Origin of the sequence: Rhizobium sp. Root274 (genome assembly GCF_001429245.1) — a bacterium.
Lineage (GTDB): Bacteria > Pseudomonadota > Alphaproteobacteria > Rhizobiales > Rhizobiaceae > Allorhizobium.
Map to the genome: position 1 here is coordinate 288421 of NZ_LMJE01000001.1, position 19902 is coordinate 308322.

The 19902-nt window shown below is 61.9% G+C and carries 22 protein-coding genes; 11 read left to right on the plus strand and 11 right to left on the minus strand.

The annotated features are described in order from the left end of the window. Window positions 1–58: 58 nt before the first annotated feature. The 4 genes from fabF to fabD all read right to left on the minus strand — a co-directional run bounded on the left by fabF (window position 59) and on the right by fabD (window position 3693). Window positions 59–1315 carry a beta-ketoacyl-ACP synthase II gene (fabF, locus tag ASE36_RS01520; protein WP_062277825.1) on the minus strand — a complete coding sequence of 419 codons (1257 nt, stop codon included), beginning with the start codon at window positions 1313–1315 and terminating at the stop codon, window positions 59–61. A 149-nt stretch (window positions 1316–1464) separates the two neighbouring features. After that, window positions 1465–1701 (minus strand): acyl carrier protein, encoded by a 237-nt coding sequence (locus tag ASE36_RS01525; protein ID WP_027507378.1) that lies wholly within the window; start codon window positions 1699–1701, stop codon window positions 1465–1467. A 278-nt stretch (window positions 1702–1979) separates the two neighbouring features. Continuing rightward, complete coding sequence (fabG, locus tag ASE36_RS01530; RefSeq protein WP_062274961.1) at window positions 1980–2717, minus strand: 3-oxoacyl-[acyl-carrier-protein] reductase; 738 nt, start codon at window positions 2715–2717, stop codon at window positions 1980–1982. A gap of 31 nt (window positions 2718–2748) precedes the next feature. Then, entirely contained in the window at window positions 2749–3693 is a 945-nt protein-coding gene (gene fabD, locus ASE36_RS01535) for an ACP S-malonyltransferase (RefSeq protein WP_062274963.1), read from the minus strand. A 212-nt stretch (window positions 3694–3905) separates the two neighbouring features. On the opposite strand from fabD, the gene ASE36_RS01540 reads away from it, so the two are divergent. After that, window positions 3906–4949, plus strand: a complete 1044-nt coding sequence (locus tag ASE36_RS01540) for an aldo/keto reductase (RefSeq protein WP_062274965.1) — start codon at window positions 3906–3908, stop codon at window positions 4947–4949. 61 nt (window positions 4950–5010) lie between these two features. Here the strand turns inward: ASE36_RS01540 and ASE36_RS01545 are convergent, their stop codons facing one another. Further along, a complete protein-coding gene (locus tag ASE36_RS01545; protein WP_244474629.1) occupies window positions 5011–5919 on the minus strand; it encodes an RTX toxin in 909 nt (302 codons plus the stop codon). Between the two features lie 455 nt (window positions 5920–6374). Here ASE36_RS01545 and rpsF point away from each other — a divergent pair, with 455 nt between their 5' ends. The 4 genes from rpsF to rplI all read left to right on the plus strand — a co-directional run bounded on the left by rpsF (window position 6375) and on the right by rplI (window position 8864). Further along, window positions 6375–6836: a 30S ribosomal protein S6 gene (gene rpsF, locus ASE36_RS01550; RefSeq protein ID WP_062274970.1), complete on the plus strand. Its 462-nt coding sequence runs from the start codon at window positions 6375–6377 to the stop codon at window positions 6834–6836. Between the two features lie 23 nt (window positions 6837–6859). Next, window positions 6860–7108, plus strand: a complete 249-nt coding sequence (rpsR, locus tag ASE36_RS01555; RefSeq protein WP_003502063.1) for a 30S ribosomal protein S18 — start codon at window positions 6860–6862, stop codon at window positions 7106–7108. A 188-nt stretch (window positions 7109–7296) separates the two neighbouring features. After that, window positions 7297–8268, plus strand: a complete 972-nt coding sequence (locus ASE36_RS01560; RefSeq protein WP_062274972.1) for a DUF2232 domain-containing protein — start codon at window positions 7297–7299, stop codon at window positions 8266–8268. A gap of 20 nt (window positions 8269–8288) precedes the next feature. Continuing rightward, window positions 8289–8864, plus strand: a complete 576-nt coding sequence (gene rplI, locus ASE36_RS01565; RefSeq protein ID WP_062274974.1) for a 50S ribosomal protein L9 — start codon at window positions 8289–8291, stop codon at window positions 8862–8864. A 90-nt stretch (window positions 8865–8954) separates the two neighbouring features. Here the strand turns inward: rplI and ASE36_RS01570 are convergent, their stop codons facing one another. From ASE36_RS01570 to ASE36_RS01580, 3 genes are read right to left on the minus strand one after another with little or no spacing between them, the layout of a single operon-like run. Further along, complete coding sequence (locus ASE36_RS01570) at window positions 8955–10001, minus strand: HlyD family secretion protein (protein ID WP_062274976.1); 1047 nt, start codon at window positions 9999–10001, stop codon at window positions 8955–8957. A gap of 21 nt (window positions 10002–10022) precedes the next feature. Then, window positions 10023–11681 (minus strand): MFS transporter, encoded by a 1659-nt coding sequence (locus tag ASE36_RS01575; protein WP_062274978.1) that lies wholly within the window; start codon window positions 11679–11681, stop codon window positions 10023–10025. Further along, the gene (locus ASE36_RS01580; RefSeq protein ID WP_062274980.1) at window positions 11678–12133 is read right to left on the minus strand and encodes a MarR family winged helix-turn-helix transcriptional regulator; all 456 of its coding nucleotides are present in this window, start codon (window positions 12131–12133) and stop codon (window positions 11678–11680) included. The genes ASE36_RS01575 and ASE36_RS01580 overlap by 4 nt, the downstream gene beginning before the upstream one ends. Before the next feature lie 289 nt (window positions 12134–12422). Between ASE36_RS01580 and ASE36_RS01585 the strand changes: the two genes are divergently transcribed. Further along, window positions 12423–13928, plus strand: coding sequence for a replicative DNA helicase (locus tag ASE36_RS01585; protein ID WP_062274982.1), 1506 nt, complete (start codon window positions 12423–12425; stop codon window positions 13926–13928). A 38-nt stretch (window positions 13929–13966) separates the two neighbouring features. Here the strand turns inward: ASE36_RS01585 and ASE36_RS01590 are convergent, their stop codons facing one another. From ASE36_RS01590 to ASE36_RS01600, 3 genes are all read right to left on the minus strand, one after another. Beyond that, complete coding sequence (locus tag ASE36_RS01590; RefSeq protein ID WP_062274984.1) at window positions 13967–14269, minus strand: AzlD family protein; 303 nt, start codon at window positions 14267–14269, stop codon at window positions 13967–13969. After that, window positions 14266–14967, minus strand: coding sequence for an AzlC family ABC transporter permease (locus tag ASE36_RS01595; protein WP_062274986.1), 702 nt, complete (start codon window positions 14965–14967; stop codon window positions 14266–14268). Before ASE36_RS01595 ends, ASE36_RS01590 begins: the two co-directional genes overlap by 4 nt. 68 nt (window positions 14968–15035) lie before the next feature. After that, window positions 15036–15899 (minus strand): AraC family transcriptional regulator, encoded by an 864-nt coding sequence (locus ASE36_RS01600; RefSeq protein WP_062274988.1) that lies wholly within the window; start codon window positions 15897–15899, stop codon window positions 15036–15038. A gap of 86 nt (window positions 15900–15985) precedes the next feature. On the opposite strand from ASE36_RS01600, the gene alr reads away from it, so the two are divergent. From alr to ASE36_RS01625, 5 genes are all read left to right on the plus strand, one after another. Continuing rightward, entirely contained in the window at window positions 15986–17152 is a 1167-nt protein-coding gene (alr, locus tag ASE36_RS01605; protein ID WP_062274990.1) for an alanine racemase, read from the plus strand. A gap of 71 nt (window positions 17153–17223) precedes the next feature. After that, on the plus strand, window positions 17224–17478 hold the full coding sequence (locus ASE36_RS01610) for a type II toxin-antitoxin system ParD family antitoxin (protein ID WP_062274992.1): 255 nt from the start codon (window positions 17224–17226) through the stop codon (window positions 17476–17478). Further along, entirely contained in the window at window positions 17462–17776 is a 315-nt protein-coding gene (locus ASE36_RS01615) for a type II toxin-antitoxin system RelE/ParE family toxin (RefSeq protein ID WP_062274994.1), read from the plus strand. The genes ASE36_RS01610 and ASE36_RS01615 overlap by 17 nt, the downstream gene beginning before the upstream one ends. Window positions 17777–17779: 3 nt before the next feature. Then, on the plus strand, window positions 17780–19183 hold the full coding sequence (radA, locus tag ASE36_RS01620) for a DNA repair protein RadA (RefSeq protein WP_062274995.1): 1404 nt from the start codon (window positions 17780–17782) through the stop codon (window positions 19181–19183). A 90-nt stretch (window positions 19184–19273) separates the two neighbouring features. Further along, window positions 19274–19891 carry a CvpA family protein gene (locus tag ASE36_RS01625; protein WP_062274998.1) on the plus strand — a complete coding sequence of 206 codons (618 nt, stop codon included), beginning with the start codon at window positions 19274–19276 and terminating at the stop codon, window positions 19889–19891. Window positions 19892–19902 lie beyond the last annotated feature (11 nt).

The following is a 19902-nucleotide window of genomic DNA, read 5'->3' on the forward strand; positions in this document are numbered from 1 at the left end:
GGCCGTCATCCACCTGATGCGCACCGGGTCCGTGCAAGACGGCCCGGCGCAGATGTCGTCAGGCCTCGTAGCGCCTCAGCACCAGCGACGCATTGGTGCCGCCAAAGCCGAAGGAATTCGACAAGGCGACGTTGATCTCGCGCTTTCTTGCCTTGTGCGGCACGAGGTCGATTTTCGTCTCGACATCGGGATTGTCGAGATTGAGCGTCGGCGGCGCGATGTTGTCGCGGATGGCAAGCGTCGAGAAAATCGCTTCGACCGCACCGGCTGCACCGAGAAGATGACCGATGGCCGATTTGGTCGAGGACATCGAGATCTTTGACGCGTGTTCACCGACCAAGCGCTCGACGGCGCCGAGTTCGATCGTGTCGGCCATGGTCGAGGTGCCATGGGCGTTGATGTAGTCGATATCGGCGGCCGTCAGACCGGCGCGCTTTAGCGCCATGGTCATGCAGCGGAAGGCACCGTCGCCGTCTTCCGAGGGAGCCGTGATATGGAAGGCATCGCCGGAGAGGCCATAGCCGACGACTTCGGCATAGATCTTGGCGCCGCGCGCCTTGGCGTGTTCGAGCTCCTCGAGTACCACGATACCGGCGCCCTCGCCCATGACGAAGCCGTCACGGTCCTTGTCATAGGGACGCGAGGCCGCCTTCGGGTCGTCGTTGCGCTCGGTCGACAGCGCCTTGCAGGCCGCAAAGCCGGCAAGCGAGATGCGGCTGATCGGCGATTCCGTACCGCCGGCCACCATGACATCCGCATCGCCGAGCGCCACGAGGCGGGCTGCATCGCCGATGGCGTGCGCACCGGTCGAGCAGGCCGTGACGACGGAATGGTTGGGGCCGCGCAGTTTGTGGCGGATCGAGACCTGGCCGGAGGCGAGATTGATCAAGCGGCCGGGGATGAAGAAGGGCGACAGACGACGCGGGCCCTTGTCGCGCAGGATGTGACCCGCCTCGACAATGCCTTCGAGCCCCCCGATGCCGGATCCGATCAGGACGCCCGTCGCACACTGATCGTCATCGGTCTTCGGATGCCAGTCGGCATCGTTCAGCGCCATTTCGGCGGCCGCCATCGCGTAGATGATGAAGGGGTCGACCTTGCGCTGTTCCTTAGGCTCCATCCAGTCATCCGGATTCCAGGCGCCTTCGCCTTCGGTCGGGATGCGGCAGGCGATCTTGGCCGGCAGATCCTCAACCTCGAATTCCGTCACGCGGCGAGCACCGCTCTGGCCGGCCAGAAGCCGCTTCCAGGTCAGTTCCGTTCCAACTCCCAGGGGCGATACCATGCCGGTACCGGTGATGACGACACGTCTCATCGTGCGAAGCCCACCCAATCCATCGACCGAAGTCATTGCCAACAAAGGTTCAGAGTAAACAAAGGTCCAGATACAACAAGGCCCGCTTCACGCGGGCCCAAGCGGACAGATCGGGCTTGAACGCCCGCCTTCCGCAGTCTTGTGATCGATCAGGCCTGAGCCTTTTCGATGAACTTTACGGCATCGCCGACCGTCAGGATCGAGTCAGCTGCGTCGTCAGGAATTTCAACGCCGAATTCTTCTTCGAAGGCCATGACGAGTTCGACCGTGTCGAGCGAGTCAGCGCCCAGATCGTCGATGAAGCTGGCGCCTTCGACAACCTTTTCAGCGTCAACGCCGAGATGATCAATTACAATTTTCTTCACGCGTTCTGCGATATCGCTCATGTCGGTTTCCTCGACCTTCTTAATATCAGAGGGAGCCGTAGTGGCCACCCTGCCCTGTCTTCAACTGGTGAAGCGCGCATGGCGTCACCAGCAAACCCGTTCGGCCCTGACCCAGAGCGGTTTATGCAAATAAAAGCATAAACTTCGGCTCATGAGACGGAGCGACTGCTCACAGTCATGGCCCGCTTAACATGGTTTCAGCGCGCCGCAAAGCCAGAAATTCGCCCCCTCACCTTGGTCAACAGCCTTTGGCGGAAAGGGCGAACCGGGCTTCCTGCTCAGATCATCGCCATGCCGCCGTTGACGTGCAATGTCTGGCCGGTCATGTAGGCCGCTTCCGAAGATGCCAGGTAAAGCACTGCGGAGGCGACTTCCGCGCCGGTGCCCATGCGCTTCATCGGAATGGCGCCCATGATGGCGTCTTTCTGCTTGTCGTTCAACTTGCCGGTCATCGCGCTTTCGATAAAGCCTGGAGCCACGCAGTTGACCGTGACGTTACGCGTGGCGATTTCCTGAGCGAGCGACTTCGAAAAGCCGATCATGCCAGCCTTGGAGGCGCAGTAATTGGCCTGGCCGGGATTGCCGGTCACGCCGACGATCGAGGTGATGTTGATGATCCGGCCATAACGGCGGCGCATCATCGGATGGGTGAGCTCCCGCGTCAGGCGGAAGACGGCCGTCAGGTTGACTTCGAGCACTGCGTCCCAATCGGCATCGGACATACGCACGAACAGGCCGTCCTTGGTGATGCCGGCATTGTTGACCAGGATGTCCACACCTTCGAGCTCGGCTTCGGCCTTTTCGCCGAGCGCCTTCACCTCGTCGCGATCCGACAGGTTGGCGGGGAAGATCTTGACCCGGTCGCCGAGTTCGGCAGCCAGCGCTTCCAGCTTTTCGACGCGGGTGCCGTGCAGGCCGACGGTCGCGCCTTGAGCATGCAGCATGCGGGCGATTTCTTCGCCGATGCCACCGGTTGCGCCGGTGACGAGGGCCTTGCGGCCGGTCAGGTCAAACATGATCGCGTTCCTTGTTGATCGTTTGGGGGCGTCAGCCGTTGAGCGCGGCAAGCGCCGCATCGATGTCGGCCGGGCCATTGACGGCAATGCCGCTGATGTTTTTGTCAATGCGGCGAGCGAGCCCCGTCAGAACTTTGCCGGCGCCGATTTCGTAAAGCGTGGTGGCGCCATTGGCGCCGAACCATTCCACCGTCTCGCGCCAGCGCACCTGGCCTGTCACCTGCTGAACGAGCAGATCGGCGATCTGCTTTGCCGAGGTCACCGGAGCGGCGAGCACGTTGGCGATGAGCGGGACAGAGGGATCGCGCTTCTCGACGGTCGACAGGGCCTCGCGCATGGCATCGGCAGCCGGGCCCATCAGGGCCGAATGGAAAGGTGCGGAGACCGGCAGCATGATGGCGCGCTTGGCGCCCTTTTCAGTGGCGAGCGCTGCTGCCTTTTCGACGGCGCCCTTGCCGCCGGAGATGACCAGCTGTCCGCCGCCATTGTCATTGGCGATCTGGCAGGGACCTTCAGCGATAGCCGCTTCGCAGATGGCCTGTACGTCGCCATGCTCCAGGCCGATGATCGCGGCCATGGCGCCCGCACCGACCGGCACGGCTGCCTGCATGGCATTGCCACGGATGCGGAGGAGCCGCGCGGTGTCGGCAATCGAGAAGGTGCCGGCGGCCGCAAGCGCCGAATATTCGCCCAGCGAATGGCCGGCGACGAAGGAGACCTTGGACTTGAGATCCAGGCCCTTGGCTTCGAGAACGCGAATGACGGCCATGGAGACGGCCATCAAAGCCGGCTGGGCATTGGCGGTCAGCGTCAGCGTTTCCTCAGGCCCATTCCACATGATGTCGGACAGTTTCTGACCGAGCGCATCATCGACTTCCTGGAAGACGGCGCGGGCTTCAGTGAAATTGTCGGCAAGATCCTTGCCCATGCCGACGGCCTGGCTGCCCTGGCCGGGGAAGGTGAATGCGACTGTCATTGGGCGTTTCTCCCTTGGGTTTTTACCCTCCAATTCACAATACAATCCTGCGAGTCAAGCCTTTCGGGCCCTCTGGCCCTTGCGGTAGCGGCTGAAGTCACAGCCTGTTTGACCGTCAATCCATCTTGCAGTGCGGTAGAATCCTCTTATTTTGTTCCCGCATCTCCCCCAGCCCCTCCCGGGCCCATTTCCATAATTGAGGCATTTCCCCCATGAAGTTGAACCGGCTCGGCCGAACCGATATCCATGTTTCCGAAATCTGCCTGGGCACCATGACCTGGGGCTCGCAGAATTCGGAAGCCGAAGCCTTTCAACAGATGGACTACGCGCTGGAGCGTGGCGTCAATTTCTTCGACACCGCCGAACTCTATCCGACGACGCCTCTGTCCAAGGAGACCTATGGCAACACCGAAGAGATCATCGGCAACTGGTTGAAGTCCAACGGCAAGCGCGACCAGATCGTTCTTGCCACCAAGGTTGCCGGCCCTGGTCGCCCCTACATCCGCGAGGGCAGCCCGATCACGGGTCCGTCGCTGCGCGAGGCGCTGGATGCCAGCCTCAAGCGGCTGAAGACGGACTATGTCGATCTCTACCAGATCCACTGGCCGAATCGCGGGCATTTCCACTTCCGTGGCGCCTGGAGCTACAATCCTTACAAGCAGGATCGCGCGCAGGCGCAGCACGACATCGCCGAAATCCTCGATGCGCTTGGTGACTGCGTCAAAGCCGGCAAGATCCGGGCGATCGGGCTATCCAACGAGACGACCTGGGGAACGCAAACCTTTTTGACGCTGGCCGAGCAGAAGGGTCTGCCGCGCGTCGCCTCGATCCAGAACGAGTACAACCTGCTCTACCGGCATTATGATCTCGATCTCGCGGAACTCTCCCATCACGAAGATGTCGGGCTGCTCGCCTATTCGCCGCTCGCCGGCGGCATTCTCTCGGGTAAGTATCTCGGCGGCCAGAAGCCGGCAGGCTCACGTGGTTCAATCAATGGCGACATTGGTGGCCGTCTCGTGCCGCAGCAGGAAGCGCCGACCCGCGCCTATGTCGAGCTTGCCAAGAAGTACGGCATCGACCCCTCAGCCTTTGCCGTCTCCTTCTGCCTGACGCGCCCGTTCATGGCCTCGGCCATTATCGGCGCGACCACGATGGAGCAGTTGAAGGTGAATATCGATGCGGCGGATGTGACGCTGTCGGAGGAGATCCTCAAGGAGATCGCCAAGATCCACCGCGAGTACCCGATGCCGATCTGACAGCGTCTTTAATTGAATTCGATTGTGCCGGCGCCTCAGGGGGCCGGCATTTTCATTTGTATCAGCCGATGGTCAGGACCGTGCGGCCCTGATCATAGGCGAAGCCATAGGTCAGCCCCTGGCCCGAGAGGGCAACCTGGTCGAGCGTCACGGTGATGCGGTCAGACGTTCCGGCAAAGGTCGCGGTCAGCGTATTGCCGTCGACACTGATGCTGACATCCTTTTCATCGTAACCGGCAAAACGCAGTTTCAGGCTGCCATTGACGTTGATCGTGTCCTGACCGTCACCCCGAGCGAAACCGTATTCGGCAACGGCGTTCTCGGCATTCATATCGGTGCGCTTGATGCTGATCGTATCATTGCCCGTGCCACCGGAGGCGAAGATGCGGGTGCCTTCCAGCGTCATGGTGTCGTCGCTGGCGCCGCCGTCGATACCGATCAGCGCCTCGCCTGCCACCGTGAGCGTGTCGTTGCCGTCACCACCTGACACGTTCATCACAAGCTCACCGGAGAGCTTCAGGGTATCATCGCCCTCGCCCGTTTCGAGGTCGCTGATGAAGCTGGCACTGGCGGACAGGCTGTCATTGCCGGCACCCGTCGATATCGACGCCAGCGCTGAGGCTTTCGCGGTCACCGTGTCGTCGCCGGCACCTGTGTCGATGTTGTAGACGGCCCTGGCGTCGAAGGTCAGCTTGTCCTCGCCCTCCGTCCCGCTCGCGCCGGTGATATAACCGAGGGTCTCGTCAACCGAAGCACCCTCTTCAACCGAGGCATCCCGCAGCGCAAGGATCTCGACAATGCGGGCGAGCGCCTTCTGGCCTGTGCTTTCGGTAAACGGCGTCTGATCGTCCTGCCGGGACCATGACGATGGGACAGCGGCTTCCGTCCGCACAGAGGACGACGCAGAAAAGAGCTGCGTTGCATAGCTCAGCGCATTCGGATTGCGGTAGAAGCTGTTGATCACCGTCATAGGCTGCATTCCTTGAGGCCCTACACAGGGGGGCAGAATTCCATATAACGCTAACATACGCGCATTGAGAAAAGCTTACATGAGCGGTTGCAATGCGGAAAACGGGTCTACCAAACGCGGTAAGCATCCAGTAAAGATGAACTTGAACATCCGCAGGCATTTAGATCGCCTGCTCCAAAAGCGGAAAACTCACGCCCCGCCCTTGCTTTTCGCCCGAACACGCGTATAAGCGCCCCGTTCACAACACCCGGTCCTCTGGCTGGTGGCTGAACGGAGGGCTGGCCCGCTTCTAAGCGTGCAGCAGGAACCGATAGGGTTTCCGGCCTCCCGTGTCTCCGCTCTCGACCGTCTCGAACACATAGCTTTTCTTGCCGCGGCTCATGCCGCACAGGAGCAGTCTGTGAGGCTTAGCGCCGGATCCGGGTGACGACAACCGCAAGAAAGGCAAAGCTGTCATGGCTCTTTACGAACATGTATTCCTTGCCCGGCAGGATATGTCCGCCCAGCAGGTTGATGCCCTCGTCGAACAGTACAAGGGTGTCATCGAAGCTAACGGTGGCAAGGTCGGGCGCGTAGAAAACTGGGGCCTCAAGTCCCTGACCTACCGCATCAAGAAGAACCGCAAGGCGCACTACGCCCTGATGGACATCGAAGCTCCGGGTGCAGCGATCCACGAAATGGAACGCCAGATGCGCATCAACGAAGACATCCTTCGTTACATGACCATCGCTGTTGAAGCCCACGAAGAAGGCCCGTCTGCCATGATGCAGAAGCGCGACCGTGACGACCGTCCGCGTCGTGATGGCGATGACCGTGGCCCGCGTCGCGAAGGCGGCTTCGGCGACCGTGGTCCGCGTCCGGACCGTGGCCCGCGTGAAGGTGGCTTCGAGCGTCGTCCGCGCGAAGACCGCGCGTAATCTGTAGAACAGGAGAAATTACAATGGCTGATGCATCCTCTTCTCAGGCACGTCGTCCCTTCCATCGTCGTCGCAAGACCTGCCCCTTCTCGGGCGCCAATGCTCCGAAGATCGACTACAAGGACGTCCGCCTCCTGCAGCGCTACATTTCCGAGCGCGGCAAGATCGTACCGTCGCGTATCACTGCAGTTTCCCAGAAGAAGCAGCGCGAACTGGCCCAGGCCATCAAGCGCGCACGCTTCCTCGGCCTGCTGCCTTACGTCGTAGCGTAATCTGATCCGAAGCCTGCCGGCATTTGCTGGCGGGCTTCATCCCTTCCGCGTTGGGCGCGGATCGGAACCACTGCCTTCAGGCGCCGACCTTGATGCTGGCGACTTCAGGCGAAAACCCATGTTGGGGAAATCCTGCCACACGGCATGAAGACCTTCCCCTAACTGCTTCAACCGGCAGGACAGCGACGTTGAACAAACTGGATGCGAAATTGCTGATGACCGGCCTGCTTGCCGGTATTACCGCCGCCCTGCTGGTGCTGGGTGCTGCGGCGCAGCCGACGCTCGCCTCCATTCTTTATGCCGCGTCTGCCCTCCCCGTCCTGATCGTCGGCCTCGGCTGGGGCAACGCTGCCTCGATCACCGCCATCCTGACGGCTGCCTTCCTCGGCACGATCAGCATGTCGCCGATGTTCGCCTTCGGCATGGCAATCTTCACGCTGGCGCCGGCCGGCTGGCTCGCGCATCTCTCCAGTCTCGCACGTCCGGCCTCCGAGATCGGTGGCCCCGATCATCTGATCGCCTGGTATCCCCTGTCTGACATTCTGCTGCAGCTCTGTGCCTTCGTCACCTTTGCCGTCGTCGCACTCGGCGTGATCATCGGCTTCGGCCCTGAATTCACCGACCAGCTGGTCGAGGCCATGACGCAGGCGATGAGCAGCCAGGATCCGTCGATGCTTCCGGATCCCGCCGCTCTTGAACAGCTGAAGCGCACCATGCTGGTGCTGCTGCCGATCATTCAGGGCGGCACCTGGGTGATGCTGCTGTTCCTGATGTATTACGTGGCACAGCGCATCGTCTCCGCCTCCGGCCGGGCAAAGCGTCCGCGCGAAGACATCCCGTCTTCGCTGCGCATGAACCGCAATGCCGTGTTCCTCTTTCTAGCCGGCATCATCGGCTGCTTCGTCGGCGGCGTACCGGCGATGATCGGGGCTACCGTCTGCGGCACCTTCGGCGCCGGCTTCCTGATGGCGGGCTTTGCCTCCATGCATCTTCGCACGCGCGGCAAGGACTGGCGCCTGCCGGCCCTCGTGCTCGCCTATCTGTCAACGGTCATGCTGCTGCCGTTGATCATTCCGCTCATCATCGGCCTGTCGGATACCCGCCGGACCGTTGCCCTCACCCCGGCCGCCAAGGCCGAGACACCAGACAACCCGAATTGACCACTGAAAGGAACTAAATCATGGACGTCATTCTGCTCGAACGCATCGCCAAGCTTGGCCAGATGGGCGAAACCGTCAAGGTTCGCGACGGCTTCGCTCGTAACTTCCTGCTGCCGCAGGGCAAGGCGCTGCGCGCCAATGCTGCCAACAAGACCCGTTTCGAAGCCGAGCGCGCCACGCTCGAAGCTCGTAACCTCGAGCGCAAGTCGGAAGCCCAGAAGGTTGCCGATGTTCTCGACGGCAAGTCCTTCATCGTCGTCCGTTCGGCCGGCGAAACCGGCCAGCTCTACGGTTCGGTTGCTGCCCGTGACGTCGTCGAGATCCTGTCTGCCGAAGGCTTCAACATCGGCCGCAACCAGGTCGAGCTGAACACCCCGATCAAGGCCATCGGCCTGCACAAGGTTGTCATCCACCTCCACGCCGAAGTCGAAATCTCGGTCGAGCTGAACGTTGCCCGTTCGGCTGAAGAAGCCGAGCGCCAGCTGAAGGGCGAAAGCCTGACCTCGGCCGACGCCATCTACGGCGTTGACGAAGATGCGCTGCGTCCGGAAGACTTCTTCGATCCGGAAGCCGACATGGACGGCGACGACGACTGATCCAGTCTTTTCGCCCTTAACGGCGAAAACAGAAGCCCGGCCCTGCTCTCGCAGGACCGGGCTTTTTCTTTGCGTCGAACTGTGCCGTATTCAGGCTGGGTCGAGGCTCTTGTCGATCCTGACGACCACCGACATGCCCGGCGTCAGACTGGCTGCGGCGTCCTGCCCCTGCTCGATGGCGATGCGCACACCGACGCGCTGGGCGATCTTGACGAAGTTGCCGCTGGCATTGTCCGCCTTGATCACCGAAAACTCGGAGCCGGTGGCCGGCGAGAAGCGCTCCACCCGACCCTTCAGAACGTGGCGGTCGAGCGCATCGACGGTGATCTCGACCGGTTGTCCCACAGTCATTCCGGCGAGTTGCGTTTCCTTGAAGTTGGCGATGATCCAGACATCGGGGGGGACGACCGCCATTAACTGGGTCCCGGCGGCCACATACTGCCCGACGCGCACGCCGACCTCACCCAGTTTGCCTTCACGGGGCGCGCGGATCTCGGTGTTCGAGAGGTCGATCTTCGCCAGTTCAACGGAAGCTTCTGCATTGGCGACGGCCGCTTCCAGCGAGCCCCGGTTGACGATGATCGTCTGCAGGTCCTGACGGCTGACTTCAACGGCTGCCTTGGCTTGCGCCATGGCCGCACGAGCGCGGTCAAGGGCAGCATGGGCCACTTCCTGGGCGCTGGTCGTCACGACACCGCTCCGGATCAGGCTATCCTGCCGGTCGGCTTGTGACTGCGCCTGCTGAAGATCGGCATCGGCGGAATCAACAGCGGCCTCGCTGGAGGCGATGCGCGCCTTGGCAGCATTCTCCTGCTGGCGGGAATTGTCCAGCGAAGCCTTCTGCGTGGCGAGTGCGGCCTCTGCCTGTGCCAGTTTCTGGCGATAGATGCGGTCATCGATCCGGGCGAGCAACTGGCCCTTCTCCACGGCCTCGTAATCTTTCACCGGCACCTCGACGACGTAACCGCTTACCTGCGGGCTCATGGTGGTGACGTAACCGCGGACATAGGCATTGTCCGTCATCTCCACCGAGCTGGCGAAAGGTGGCAGGCGCCAGGCGTAGAGGACCAGGGAGGTGCCGAGAACTGCGCCGAGAATGATCAGGATGGTGGCGGGGGTAAAAATCTTCTTCAACATGGCGGTGGGTCCGTTTCGACGTCAGGATTGGGGGGAAAGCTCGGCCTTGGCGCTGCGCGAGGTGCGCAGCCAGCGCCAGGCGAGATGCACGAGCAGCACGGCAAGAGCCGCGGCCGTGACGACTGAGATCAAGAGAAAGGTATCGGTGTAGGCGAGCACGTAAGCCTCGCGGGTCACCTGCTGCGACAAAAGGGTCAGGCCTTCCGCATTGAGGATGGCGGGATCCGTGATCACCTTGCGATAGGCAGCCGCAAGCTGGCTTACCCGCTGCGCCACGTCCGGCCGGGTCAGGAGGATGTTCTCGACCAGCACGTTCGAGTGAAACTTCTCGCGGATGGTAACGAAGCTGCCGAGCAGCGAGGTCATCAGCATCGAGCCGGTGATCTGCGTGAACAGAAAAATGGCGATGAAGTTGACGACATAGGGCAAGCCCTTCTGCAGTGCGCCACCGAAGCCCTTGGCCATGACCGGCGGCAGAAACATCGCTGCGCCGAAGGCGATCATGCTCTGGCTCAGATACATCTGTTCCGGCCGCGTCAGGTTGGTCGCCTGGCTGTCGAGATAGGCACCGCCGGCAATCAAAGCGAGTGCGATCACATGGGCCGTCTCGACATAACGCGACGACATCAGGACCATGCAGAAGAGCGCGCCGCCAATGGAGGCGAGCAGGACGAGCGACCAGAGCACGAATTGCTGGTCATTCAGCAGGCCGATCTGCTGGAAGAAGCTGACGGCAGTCGAGGACTGCTCTGAGGAGACGGCGCGGAAGACCAGGAGCACCGCTGCCATATGCAGATTGTCGCGCGAGAAGATCCAGCGGAAATCGAGCATGGGATTGCTGCGTCGCGATTCGATCAGGGCCGTCACCGTGATGAAGCCAATAGCGCAGGCCAGCAGCACGCCGAGCCACCAGGTTTCGAACCACCAGTAGAGCCGGCCCAAGCTGAGGAAGACGGCGAGACAGCCAATACCGATCGCCATCAGCAGATAGGAGACGATGTCCATGCGCTCGATCACCTTGGCGCGCGGCGGCGGGGTGAGCGGCAGGGCGTAAATAATGGCCATGGAAATCAGCGCGAGGCCGAGCTCCAGCGTGTAGAGGGCATGCCAGCCATCGATCTCTAAGAGACCTGGCGAGACCATGCGGGCGAGCGGGGCTGCAAGCAGCGTGCCCATGAGGGCGACGTTCAGCCCCTGGCTAAGCTTCCTGTGCGCCGGGAAGGCCTCCAGCACGTAGAGAAAGCCGAGCGAGGAAATGGGTGCAGCCGCACAGCCGCTGATGAAGCGGACGACGAGTGCGGAATGCAGATCGCTGACAAAGAGATTGAGCAGCGAGGCCAGAACGAAGATAAGGATGCTCCACTCGGCGAAGGGCCTCAGCCCATATTGCGCTCTCACCTTGAACAGGGCGATCGACAGGGTGGCATAGGGTGCCATGTAGGCCGCCGACAGCCATGCTGCCTCGGCGACCGTCGCCGAGAACTCGCCCTGCAGCTGATAGAGATTGGCATTGACGATGTTCATGCCCATGCCCTGCGTGATGAACAGCAGCAGTCCGGATGCGACGTAGATCACGGCGAGCCAGAGAGGCTTGGGCGGCGGCGGAGCGGGTGGCGCGGCCGGTGCCTGCTCGACAGTCGGGGAGACGCTCTCGGCGTTTGGTTCGGCAGCAGTGCTCATGACTTCACCTTCCCCGCGTCCAACTGCTGCATGTTGCGCATCAGCCGGCGGACGACAGACAGAGCGGTCTCGATGTCTTCTGCGGAAATCTCTTCGGCGATCTGGCCGCGCAATTCACCTGCCAGCGCATGGACCCGTTTGAACGTCTCACGCCCGGCCGGGGTCATGTCGATCCGCTTCGCCCTGCGATCCGTCGCATCCTCGCTGCGCTGGATCAGGTCCTGCTTTTCCATTCCGTCCAGAACCCGCACCAGCGTCGGCGTCTCAATCTCCAGCTCTTCGGCCAGATCCTTCTGGGTGAGCGGTCCGCGCCGGGCGATGGCAAAGAGCGCGCGGGCGCGGGCGAGCGTCAGCCCCTCCTCCCGCACGGCGGCATCGAAGAAGGCTCTGAGCTTGCGATTGAACGCGGACATCTCGTCAAAGAGCTGTTCGTTCTGTGTGGCGCGTGACATTCGCTGCATTCCCAATAATTAGCTTGCTATCTATGTTGAGCCTAATTAATCCTTAGCTCGAGCTTTTCAAGCCTTTTGAAGCCATGGCTGCCATGCCTTACAATCATGGCTACCGCAGCGATTCGCCCTTTACCCCGTCAAGCATTTCCCGCCGATGCGCGAGAGCACCTGTTGATAACTGGGGACAAGCGGAAAAAGACGAGTGATGGGGAGACGCGTGTTGACTGTGGCAGCAGGGGTCGCCAAACCCTGATCCCACGCCCCCAACGATAAAGAAGCCCGGAACACCATGATCGATGCCGTTCGCAACATTGCGCGCCCGCAGGCGCCTCAGGCCCCCGAACCGCTTTACCGGGAGGCGCCGAACAATATCGAAGCCGAGCAGGCGCTGCTCGGCGCGCTGTTGGTCAATAACGACGCCTATTACCGCGTCTCGGACTTCCTGAAAGCCGAACACCTCTACGAACCCCTGCACCGGAAGATTTTTGAGGTCGCCTCCGAAATCATCCGTATGGGCAAGACGGCAAACCCCGTCACCATCAAGACCTTCCTGCCGGCTGACCAGAAGGTCGGCGATCTGACCGTTGCGCAATATCTCGCGCGCCTCGCGTCCGAAGCCGTCACGATCATCAATGCGGAGGACTATGGTCGCGCTATCTATGATCTCGCGCTGCGTCGCTCGCTGATCCAGATCGGCGAAGATGTCGTCAACATCGCGTATGACGCGCCGCTCGACATGCCGCCCCAGGCGCAGATCGAAGACACCGAACGGCGCCTCTTTGCGCTCGCCGAAAACGGCCGCTATGACGGCGGTTTCCAATCCTTCTCCGATGCGGTCGCCCAGGCCGTCGACATGGCGGGTGCCGCCTTTGAGCGCGACGGCAACCTGTCGGGTATCTCAACCGGCATCAGCTCGCTCGATTCGAAGATGGGCGGGTTGCAGCGCTCCGACTTGATCGTGCTTGCCGGACGCCCGGGTATGGGTAAGACCTCGCTCGCCACCAACATCGCCTGGAATATCGCCGCGGCCTATGAGCCGGAAGTCCTGCCCGATGGTTCCTTCAAGGCGAAGAACGGCGGCGTCGTCGGCTTCTACTCGCTCGAAATGTCGTCCGAACAGCTCGCCACCCGTATCATGTCCGAGCAGACGGAAGTCTCCTCGTCCAAAATCCGCCGCGGTGAAATCACCGAACACGAATTCGAAAAGCTGGTCGGTTTTTCCCAGACCATGCAGAAGGTGCCGCTGTTCATCGACCAGACCGGTGGTATCTCGATTGCCCAGCTCTCGGCCCGTGCGCGCCGCCTGAAGCGCCAGCGCGGCCTCGACTGCCTGGTGGTGGACTATATCCAGCTGATGACGGGTGCCGGCAAGGCGGGTGAAAACCGCGTGCAGGAAATCACCCAGATCACCACGGGCCTGAAATCGCTCGGCAAGGAACTGGCCGTGCCGATCATCGCACTGTCGCAGCTGTCGCGTCAGGTGGAAAGCCGCGAAGACAAGCGCCCGCAGCTCTCCGACCTTCGCGAATCGGGCTCGATCGAGCAGGACGCCGACGTCGTGCTTTTCGTGTTCCGCGAGGAATATTACGTGAAGAACCTCGAGCCCCGCGATCTCTCCGATCCGAAATATCCGGAATGGGAAGCGCTGATGGACAAGGTGAAGGGCACGGCGGACGTGATCATCGCCAAGCAGCGTCACGGACCAACCGGCACCGTCAAGCTCGCCTTCCAGTCGGAATTCACCCGCTTCGCGGATTTGGCCGATCCGAGCTTCATTCAATACGAAGAGCCGTGAGATCAAGGGCGCCGCGAGGCGCCCTTATCGTATCTGCGTCAGAGACCGGCAGCACGCAGGAGCGCCACAGAGACGACGCCGAGCGCGGCTGCTGGCAACAGCGATATACGCAGCGCCGCCAAGACCACCACCATGCAGCCAATGGTTTCCGGCCAGCCGGTAGCGAAGGCAGTCGGCGCGACGACTGCCATCAACACGGCGGGCGGCACGGTGGCCAGCGCCTTTTCGGCACCGGCACCGAGTTTGATACGACGCATGATTAACGCGCCGGAGAAGCGGGTGAAGACGGTGGCTGCCATCATGGCGAGAATGGTGGCCAGCGTTGTGGGATCAAGTGTCATGCCACCTGCTCCTTCTGTGCAAGTGGGATGAAGGCAGCCCCAAGGCCGGCAACCGCGCCCGCCGCGATATACCAAGCACCGGGCACCAGTGCGTGGACGGTGAGCGCCGCCACACCGCTTGCGGCCAGCACCAGCCCGGTCTCCCTGCCCTTCCAGAAGCCTGTCAGCAGCACGATGAAGACTGCGGGAAAGGCGAAATCCAGGCCATAGCCGGCGATGTCGCCGATCAGCGCACCGAAGAGCGCGCCGGCAAGGGAGGACGCCACCCAGCCGAGATAAAAGGGCAACGCCAGCCCGAGATAGTAGGCGGGCGTCAAGGCCGTGGTCCTTGCTCGCGCTTCCGCCAGGGCCCAATTCTCGTCGGCCATGACAAAGAGCGTCGGCAGCTTCTGCCAGGGCCGGAAGAGGCCAAGGCTCCGCTCCAGCGAGGCGCCCATCAGCACATGGCGAAGATTGACCAGAAGGGCTGCGAAACCGAGTGCCGTCCAAGAGGCGGGATGCGTCCACAGATCCATGGCGACGAATTGCGAGCCGCCGGCAAAGACGAGCGCGCTCATCAACACGGTCTCCAGCGGCGACAAGCCGTTGCCGGTCGCGACCGCGCCGAAGACAAAGCCGATCGGTGCTGCCGCGATGATTAAGGGAAGAATGGCGCGAAAACCGTCGATGGATTCGCGTCGGAATGCATGGTCTTTCATGGGACCTCCTGTTGGCGGAGCATCTATCTCCTTAGAAGGTCCGTCGTCTTGAAGAAAAGTGCCTGATGTCAGCCAGCGCGGAAGACAGCGGGCGTCAGGCCGGTGCGCGCCTTGAACTGGCGTGTCAGATGTGCCTGATCGGCGAAGCCGCAGGCCTGGGCCGTGTCGGAGGGCGTGGCGCCACAGCGCAGGAGATGGCGCGCATGGCGGATGCGCAGATCGGTCTGGAAGGCGTGCGGCGTGATGAAATAGTGCTTGCGGAAAGCGCGGATCATATGGGCGCGGCTGAGGCCAGCAACCTTCGCCAGTGTTTCCAACCCAAGCTCTCCAGTAAAATGTTCGGCGATATAATCACGCACCCGGCGCGTGGCCTTCGGCTCACCGTGATCGGGGGCGCGGATGATCTCGCTGCCATGGCGGGCAAACATGGTGGCGAGCACACAGTACATGCTTTCTTCGCCCTCCAGAGCGCTTGCCTGCCCTTCTTCCAGACGTCGATGCGCAAGATTGAACGCGCGGGCCAGTTCCGGATCGGTGAGCAACTGTCGTCCAAAACTGGGGCTGCCGTGAAAGGCCTTGCCCGTGACGTCCTCGATGATCTCGACCAGGAGTTCCGTATCCGGATAGATCATCCGGTAGCGGTATCCATTCGGCTCGCCGGGCTGGCCGTCATGCACTTCGCCGGGATTGATCAGGTAAAGCGCGCCCGGTCCGGTGAATTCCCTCGTGCCCCGGATGCTCGCCACCTGGCAGCCGTTCTCGATCGCGCCGATCGAGAAGGTGTCGTGTGAATGCGGCGAGAATTCGTGGGTGATGAAGGAGGCCGTCAGGCATTCCATCGCGCGAAAACGGTCGTCGCGCCAGAAGCGCGTTCGCTCGATTTGAGATACCGGATTGGCTTCGGCGGCCTGCTGCTGCGAAACACTGTGCATAGCAGCATAATATCCGGCGGCCACATTTTCGTCTTGAAGAAAAGTGCTAGGGTCTGATCATCCCGCCCTGCAGACGCAAAGACCTCATGACCGACAGATTTGACATCCTCGATGCGCCGGAAGATTTCCTCGCAGCCCCCCTCCGCCTGACGGTGGATCTTTCCGCCATTGCCGACAACTGGCGCGACATGGCAAAGCGCTCAGGAAAGGCGCGGACGGCGGCCGTGGTCAAGGCGGACGCATACGGCTTGGGGATCGAAGATGTCGGCCAAGTGCTCTACCGGGCGGGTGCGAGGGACTTCTTCGTCGCCGTGCCTGCCGAAGGCGCGACCCTCAGGCCCTATGCCCCGGAGGCGCGGATCTTCGTTCTCTCCGGCATCTGGCCGGGCCAGGAAGAGGTGTTCTTCGAGAACGACCTCGTGCCTGTCATCGCCTCCGAGGAGCAGCTCGCCTTCTGGATGGCGCTTCTCCCAGAGCGCGGACCCTATCCTTGCGCTATTCATGTTGATACCGGCTTCAACCGGCTCGGCCTCCCGATGGCGGAAGCCATTGCCCTTACCGACGACGTCTCCCGCCCAGCGAGCCTCGATCCGGTGCTTGTCATGAGCCACCTTGCCTGCGCGGACGATCCGTCGTCCCCGATGAACCGGCAGCAGCTTGAGTCTTTCCGGCAGGTTAGCGCGGCTTTCGAAGGTGTTGATTCAAGCCTTGCAGCGTCTGCCGGCACCTTTCTCGGCGCGGACTATCACTTCGACCTCACCCGTCCGGGCATCGCGCTTTACGGCGGCGAGGCGGTCAATGGGGTGAAGAACCCGATGCGCACCGTCATCAAGGCGGAAGCCCGTATCCTGCAGGTGCGCGAGGCCAAGGCCGGCGAAACGGTGAGTTATGGCGCGAGCCATAGGCTTTCCCGCGACAGCCGGCTGGCAATCGCCTCGGTCGGGTATGCCGACGGCTATCTGCGTAATCTCTCCGGCTCCGGCATCCCGCTCCGGCATACCGGCCTTGCCGGCGCGCGTGGCGTGATCGGCGGGCAGCCAGTGCCGGTCGTCGGCCGCGTCACCATGGATCAGACGATCTTCGACGTGACGGATCTGGCGCCGAATGCAGCGCGCGGCGGCGACTATATCGAACTGATCGGCCCCTCCATGCCGCTCGACGATGTGGCACGAGCAGCCGGCACAATCGGCTACGAAATGCTGACCAGCCTTGGGCTGCGCTATGAGCGGCTCTATCTTGAGGGCGACGACTGAGGACTGGCGCGGACGGATTTGTTCTGCTATTGTTCCGCGCATCCCATTTAAGTCACTGTACGGAGTCCACCGTGCCGAGCATCCAGTTGAGCCAACAAGACGCTGAATTTGTCGAGGAACAGATGAATTCTGGCCTCTACGAGAGCGCTGACGCGGTGGTCACTGCCGGTCTTGCGCTGCTGCGAGAGCGGGATGAAGCCACCCTTCGCATGCTCATCCAGGAAGGCATCGATGATGTTGAAGCGGGGCGCGTTCACACCTATGAAAATGCGGAGGCCTTCTTGGCCGACATGAAGCGTATGTTCGAAGATGCCCGCGAGCCGTAAGGTCATCTGGTCCAGCGCTGCGCGCGATGACATGCAAAGGATCTACGGCCACATTGCGCAGTTCAACCCTTCATCTGCAGACACTTTCACACTCGATCTTTATCGCAAAATCGAAACTCTTGCCGCACTCGGCCTCACTGGCAGCCGACCTCCCGGGTTGGGCAATGTCATTCGCGTATTTACCTATCGAGACCGACGTTTCTTTGTCAGGGTCTCTGATCAATCTCTGATCGTCCTGCGCGTCATGCACGGCCGCCAAGACATCTCCCCCAACGATTTCCCCGAAAGCGATCCATAATTCATGGCCAAAGCCAAGACCCAATTCATCTGCCAGAACTGTGGCACGGTTCACTCCCGCTGGGCGGGCAAATGCGATGGCTGCGGCGAGTGGAACACCATCGTCGAGGAAGATCCCATGGGCGGGATCGGGTCGGGTCCGGGCAAGGTGCCGAAGAAGGGGCGCGCCGTGGCCCTTACCGCCCTGTCTGGTGAGATCGAGGAAGCGCCACGTATCCCGACCGGCATGGGGGAACTCGACCGTGCCACCGGTGGCGGCTTTGTGCGCGGCTCAGCCGTGCTGATCGGCGGCGATCCAGGGATCGGCAAGTCGACGCTTCTGATGCAGGCGGCAGCAGCGCTCGCGCGCCGTGGTCACAGGATCATCTATGTCTCGGGCGAAGAGGCCGTCGCGCAGGTCAGGCTTCGCGCACAGCGGCTAGGGGCTGCCGATACCGACGTGCTGCTCGCGGCCGAAACCAATGTCGAGGACATCCTCGCCACCATTTCCGAAGGCAAGCGGCCGGATCTCGTCATCATCGATTCCATCCAGACTCTCTGGAGCGACACCGCCGACAGTGCGCCGGGTACGGTCACCCAGGTGCGCACCGGCGTCCAGGCGATGATCCGCTACGCCAAGCAGACGGGTGCCACCATGGTTCTTGTCGGCCACGTCACCAAAGAAGGCCAGATTGCCGGTCCTCGGGTGGTCGAGCACATGGTTGATGCCGTCCTCTATTTCGAAGGGGATCGCGGCCACCACTACCGGATCCTGCGCACCGTCAAGAACCGCTTCGGCCCCACCGACGAGATCGGCGTCTTCGAAATGTCCGACAAGGGCCTGCGCGAAGTCGCCAATCCATCCGAACTCTTTCTGGGCGAACGCAATGAAAAGGCGCCCGGTGCTGCCGTCTTTGCCGGCATGGAAGGCACCCGCCCCGTGCTTGTCGAAGTGCAGGCGCTGGTGGCTGCGACATCGCTTGGAACACCCCGCCGTGCGGTGGTCGGCTGGGATTCGTCACGGCTTGCCATGATATTGGCGGTCTTGGAGGCGCATTGCGGGGTGCGGCTGGGGCAGCATGACGTCTACCTTAATGTAGCAGGCGGTTACAGGATCAGCGAGCCTGCAGCGGACATGGCCATCGCATCTGCTTTGGTTTCATCGCTTGCCGGTATTGCCCTTCCGGCCGATTGCGTCTATTTCGGCGAAGTCAGCCTGTCAGGGGCGGTGCGGCCGGTGTCGCATACGGCCCAGAGGCTGAAAGAGGCGGAAAAGCTCGGTTTCTCCGCTGCGGTCTTGCCGGCTGCCTCGCCGGACCTTCCCAAGGGTTCGCAGGGCAAATGGAGGGAAGTGGACAGCCTTCCCGATCTTGTGGCGCGCATCGCCGGTTCCCGGCTGAAGGCGCCAACGGATCAGGAGGATGGTTGATCCGGTCCGACGCGTGACTTAACGCGTTGCGGCGGTATCGCGGTGACAATCAGGTCGGTTCCGTCCGGCTAAGTCTTGGAGTTGGTGTCTATGCCCATTACGATTTTCGACGGTATCGTCATCGGCGTCGTGCTGTTTTCAGCGGTGCTGGCGATGGTGCGCGGCTTTTCGCGCGAAGTGCTGTCCATTGCGAGTTGGGCCGGCTCCGTTGCCGCGGCCTATTACCTTTACCCGCTGCTCCTGCCTTACGTGAAGAACTACACCAGCGATGATCGCATTGCGCTCGCAGGCTCCGCCGGCATCATCTTCATCGTCGCCCTGATCGTGATCTCCTTCATCACGTCACGCATCGCGGATTTCATCATCGACAGCCGCATCGGCGCGCTTGACCGGACGCTCGGCTTCCTCTTCGGTGCCGCGCGCGGCCTCTTGCTGCTGGTCGTCGCCGTCGCCTTCTGGAACTGGCTGATCGACGTTCGCCAGCGTCCGGACTGGGTCAACAATGCCAAGTCCAAGCCGTTCCTGGATTCGCTGGTGCTGAAGCTCGAAGCGGTCTTGCCCGATGATATCGAGCCGCAGATCCGCGAGCGCATTCTCGGCCGTGAAGAGCCGCAGGCCGATACCACGGGCGACAATGCACCGGCAGAACAGGCGCCGGCGGACCAGACGCCGTCCGACGACACCCCGGCACAACCGGCGACACCTTAAGAACACACTGT

What these genes read in the sequence shown, in the direction of transcription:
- fabF (WP_062277825.1), bottom strand. Translation starts at nt 1,315, where the DNA reads ATGAGACGTGTCGTCATCACCGGTACCGGCATGGTATCGCCCCTGGGA.
- ASE36_RS01525 (WP_027507378.1), bottom strand. Translation starts at nt 1,701, where the DNA reads ATGAGCGATATCGCAGAACGCGTGAAGAAAATTGTAATTGATCATCTC.
- fabG (WP_062274961.1), bottom strand. Translation starts at nt 2,717, where the DNA reads ATGTTTGACCTGACCGGCCGCAAGGCCCTCGTCACCGGCGCAACCGGT.
- fabD (WP_062274963.1), bottom strand. Translation starts at nt 3,693, where the DNA reads ATGACAGTCGCATTCACCTTCCCCGGCCAGGGCAGCCAGGCCGTCGGC.
- ASE36_RS01540 (WP_062274965.1), top strand. Translation starts at nt 3,906, where the DNA reads ATGAAGTTGAACCGGCTCGGCCGAACCGATATCCATGTTTCCGAAATC.
- ASE36_RS01545 (WP_244474629.1), bottom strand. Translation starts at nt 5,919, where the DNA reads ATGACGGTGATCAACAGCTTCTACCGCAATCCGAATGCGCTGAGCTAT.
- rpsF (WP_062274970.1), top strand. Translation starts at nt 6,375, where the DNA reads ATGGCTCTTTACGAACATGTATTCCTTGCCCGGCAGGATATGTCCGCC.
- rpsR (WP_003502063.1), top strand. Translation starts at nt 6,860, where the DNA reads ATGGCTGATGCATCCTCTTCTCAGGCACGTCGTCCCTTCCATCGTCGT.
- rplI (WP_062274974.1), top strand. Translation starts at nt 8,289, where the DNA reads ATGGACGTCATTCTGCTCGAACGCATCGCCAAGCTTGGCCAGATGGGC.
- ASE36_RS01570 (WP_062274976.1), bottom strand. Translation starts at nt 10,001, where the DNA reads ATGTTGAAGAAGATTTTTACCCCCGCCACCATCCTGATCATTCTCGGC.
- ASE36_RS01575 (WP_062274978.1), bottom strand. Translation starts at nt 11,681, where the DNA reads ATGAGCACTGCTGCCGAACCAAACGCCGAGAGCGTCTCCCCGACTGTC.
- ASE36_RS01580 (WP_062274980.1), bottom strand. Translation starts at nt 12,133, where the DNA reads ATGTCACGCGCCACACAGAACGAACAGCTCTTTGACGAGATGTCCGCG.
- ASE36_RS01585 (WP_062274982.1), top strand. Translation starts at nt 12,423, where the DNA reads ATGATCGATGCCGTTCGCAACATTGCGCGCCCGCAGGCGCCTCAGGCC.
- ASE36_RS01590 (WP_062274984.1), bottom strand. Translation starts at nt 14,269, where the DNA reads ATGACACTTGATCCCACAACGCTGGCCACCATTCTCGCCATGATGGCA.
- ASE36_RS01595 (WP_062274986.1), bottom strand. Translation starts at nt 14,967, where the DNA reads ATGAAAGACCATGCATTCCGACGCGAATCCATCGACGGTTTTCGCGCC.
- ASE36_RS01600 (WP_062274988.1), bottom strand. Translation starts at nt 15,899, where the DNA reads ATGCACAGTGTTTCGCAGCAGCAGGCCGCCGAAGCCAATCCGGTATCT.
- alr (WP_062274990.1), top strand. Translation starts at nt 15,986, where the DNA reads ATGACCGACAGATTTGACATCCTCGATGCGCCGGAAGATTTCCTCGCA.
- ASE36_RS01615 (WP_062274994.1), top strand. Translation starts at nt 17,462, where the DNA reads ATGCCCGCGAGCCGTAAGGTCATCTGGTCCAGCGCTGCGCGCGATGAC.
- radA (WP_062274995.1), top strand. Translation starts at nt 17,780, where the DNA reads ATGGCCAAAGCCAAGACCCAATTCATCTGCCAGAACTGTGGCACGGTT.
- ASE36_RS01625 (WP_062274998.1), top strand. Translation starts at nt 19,274, where the DNA reads ATGCCCATTACGATTTTCGACGGTATCGTCATCGGCGTCGTGCTGTTT.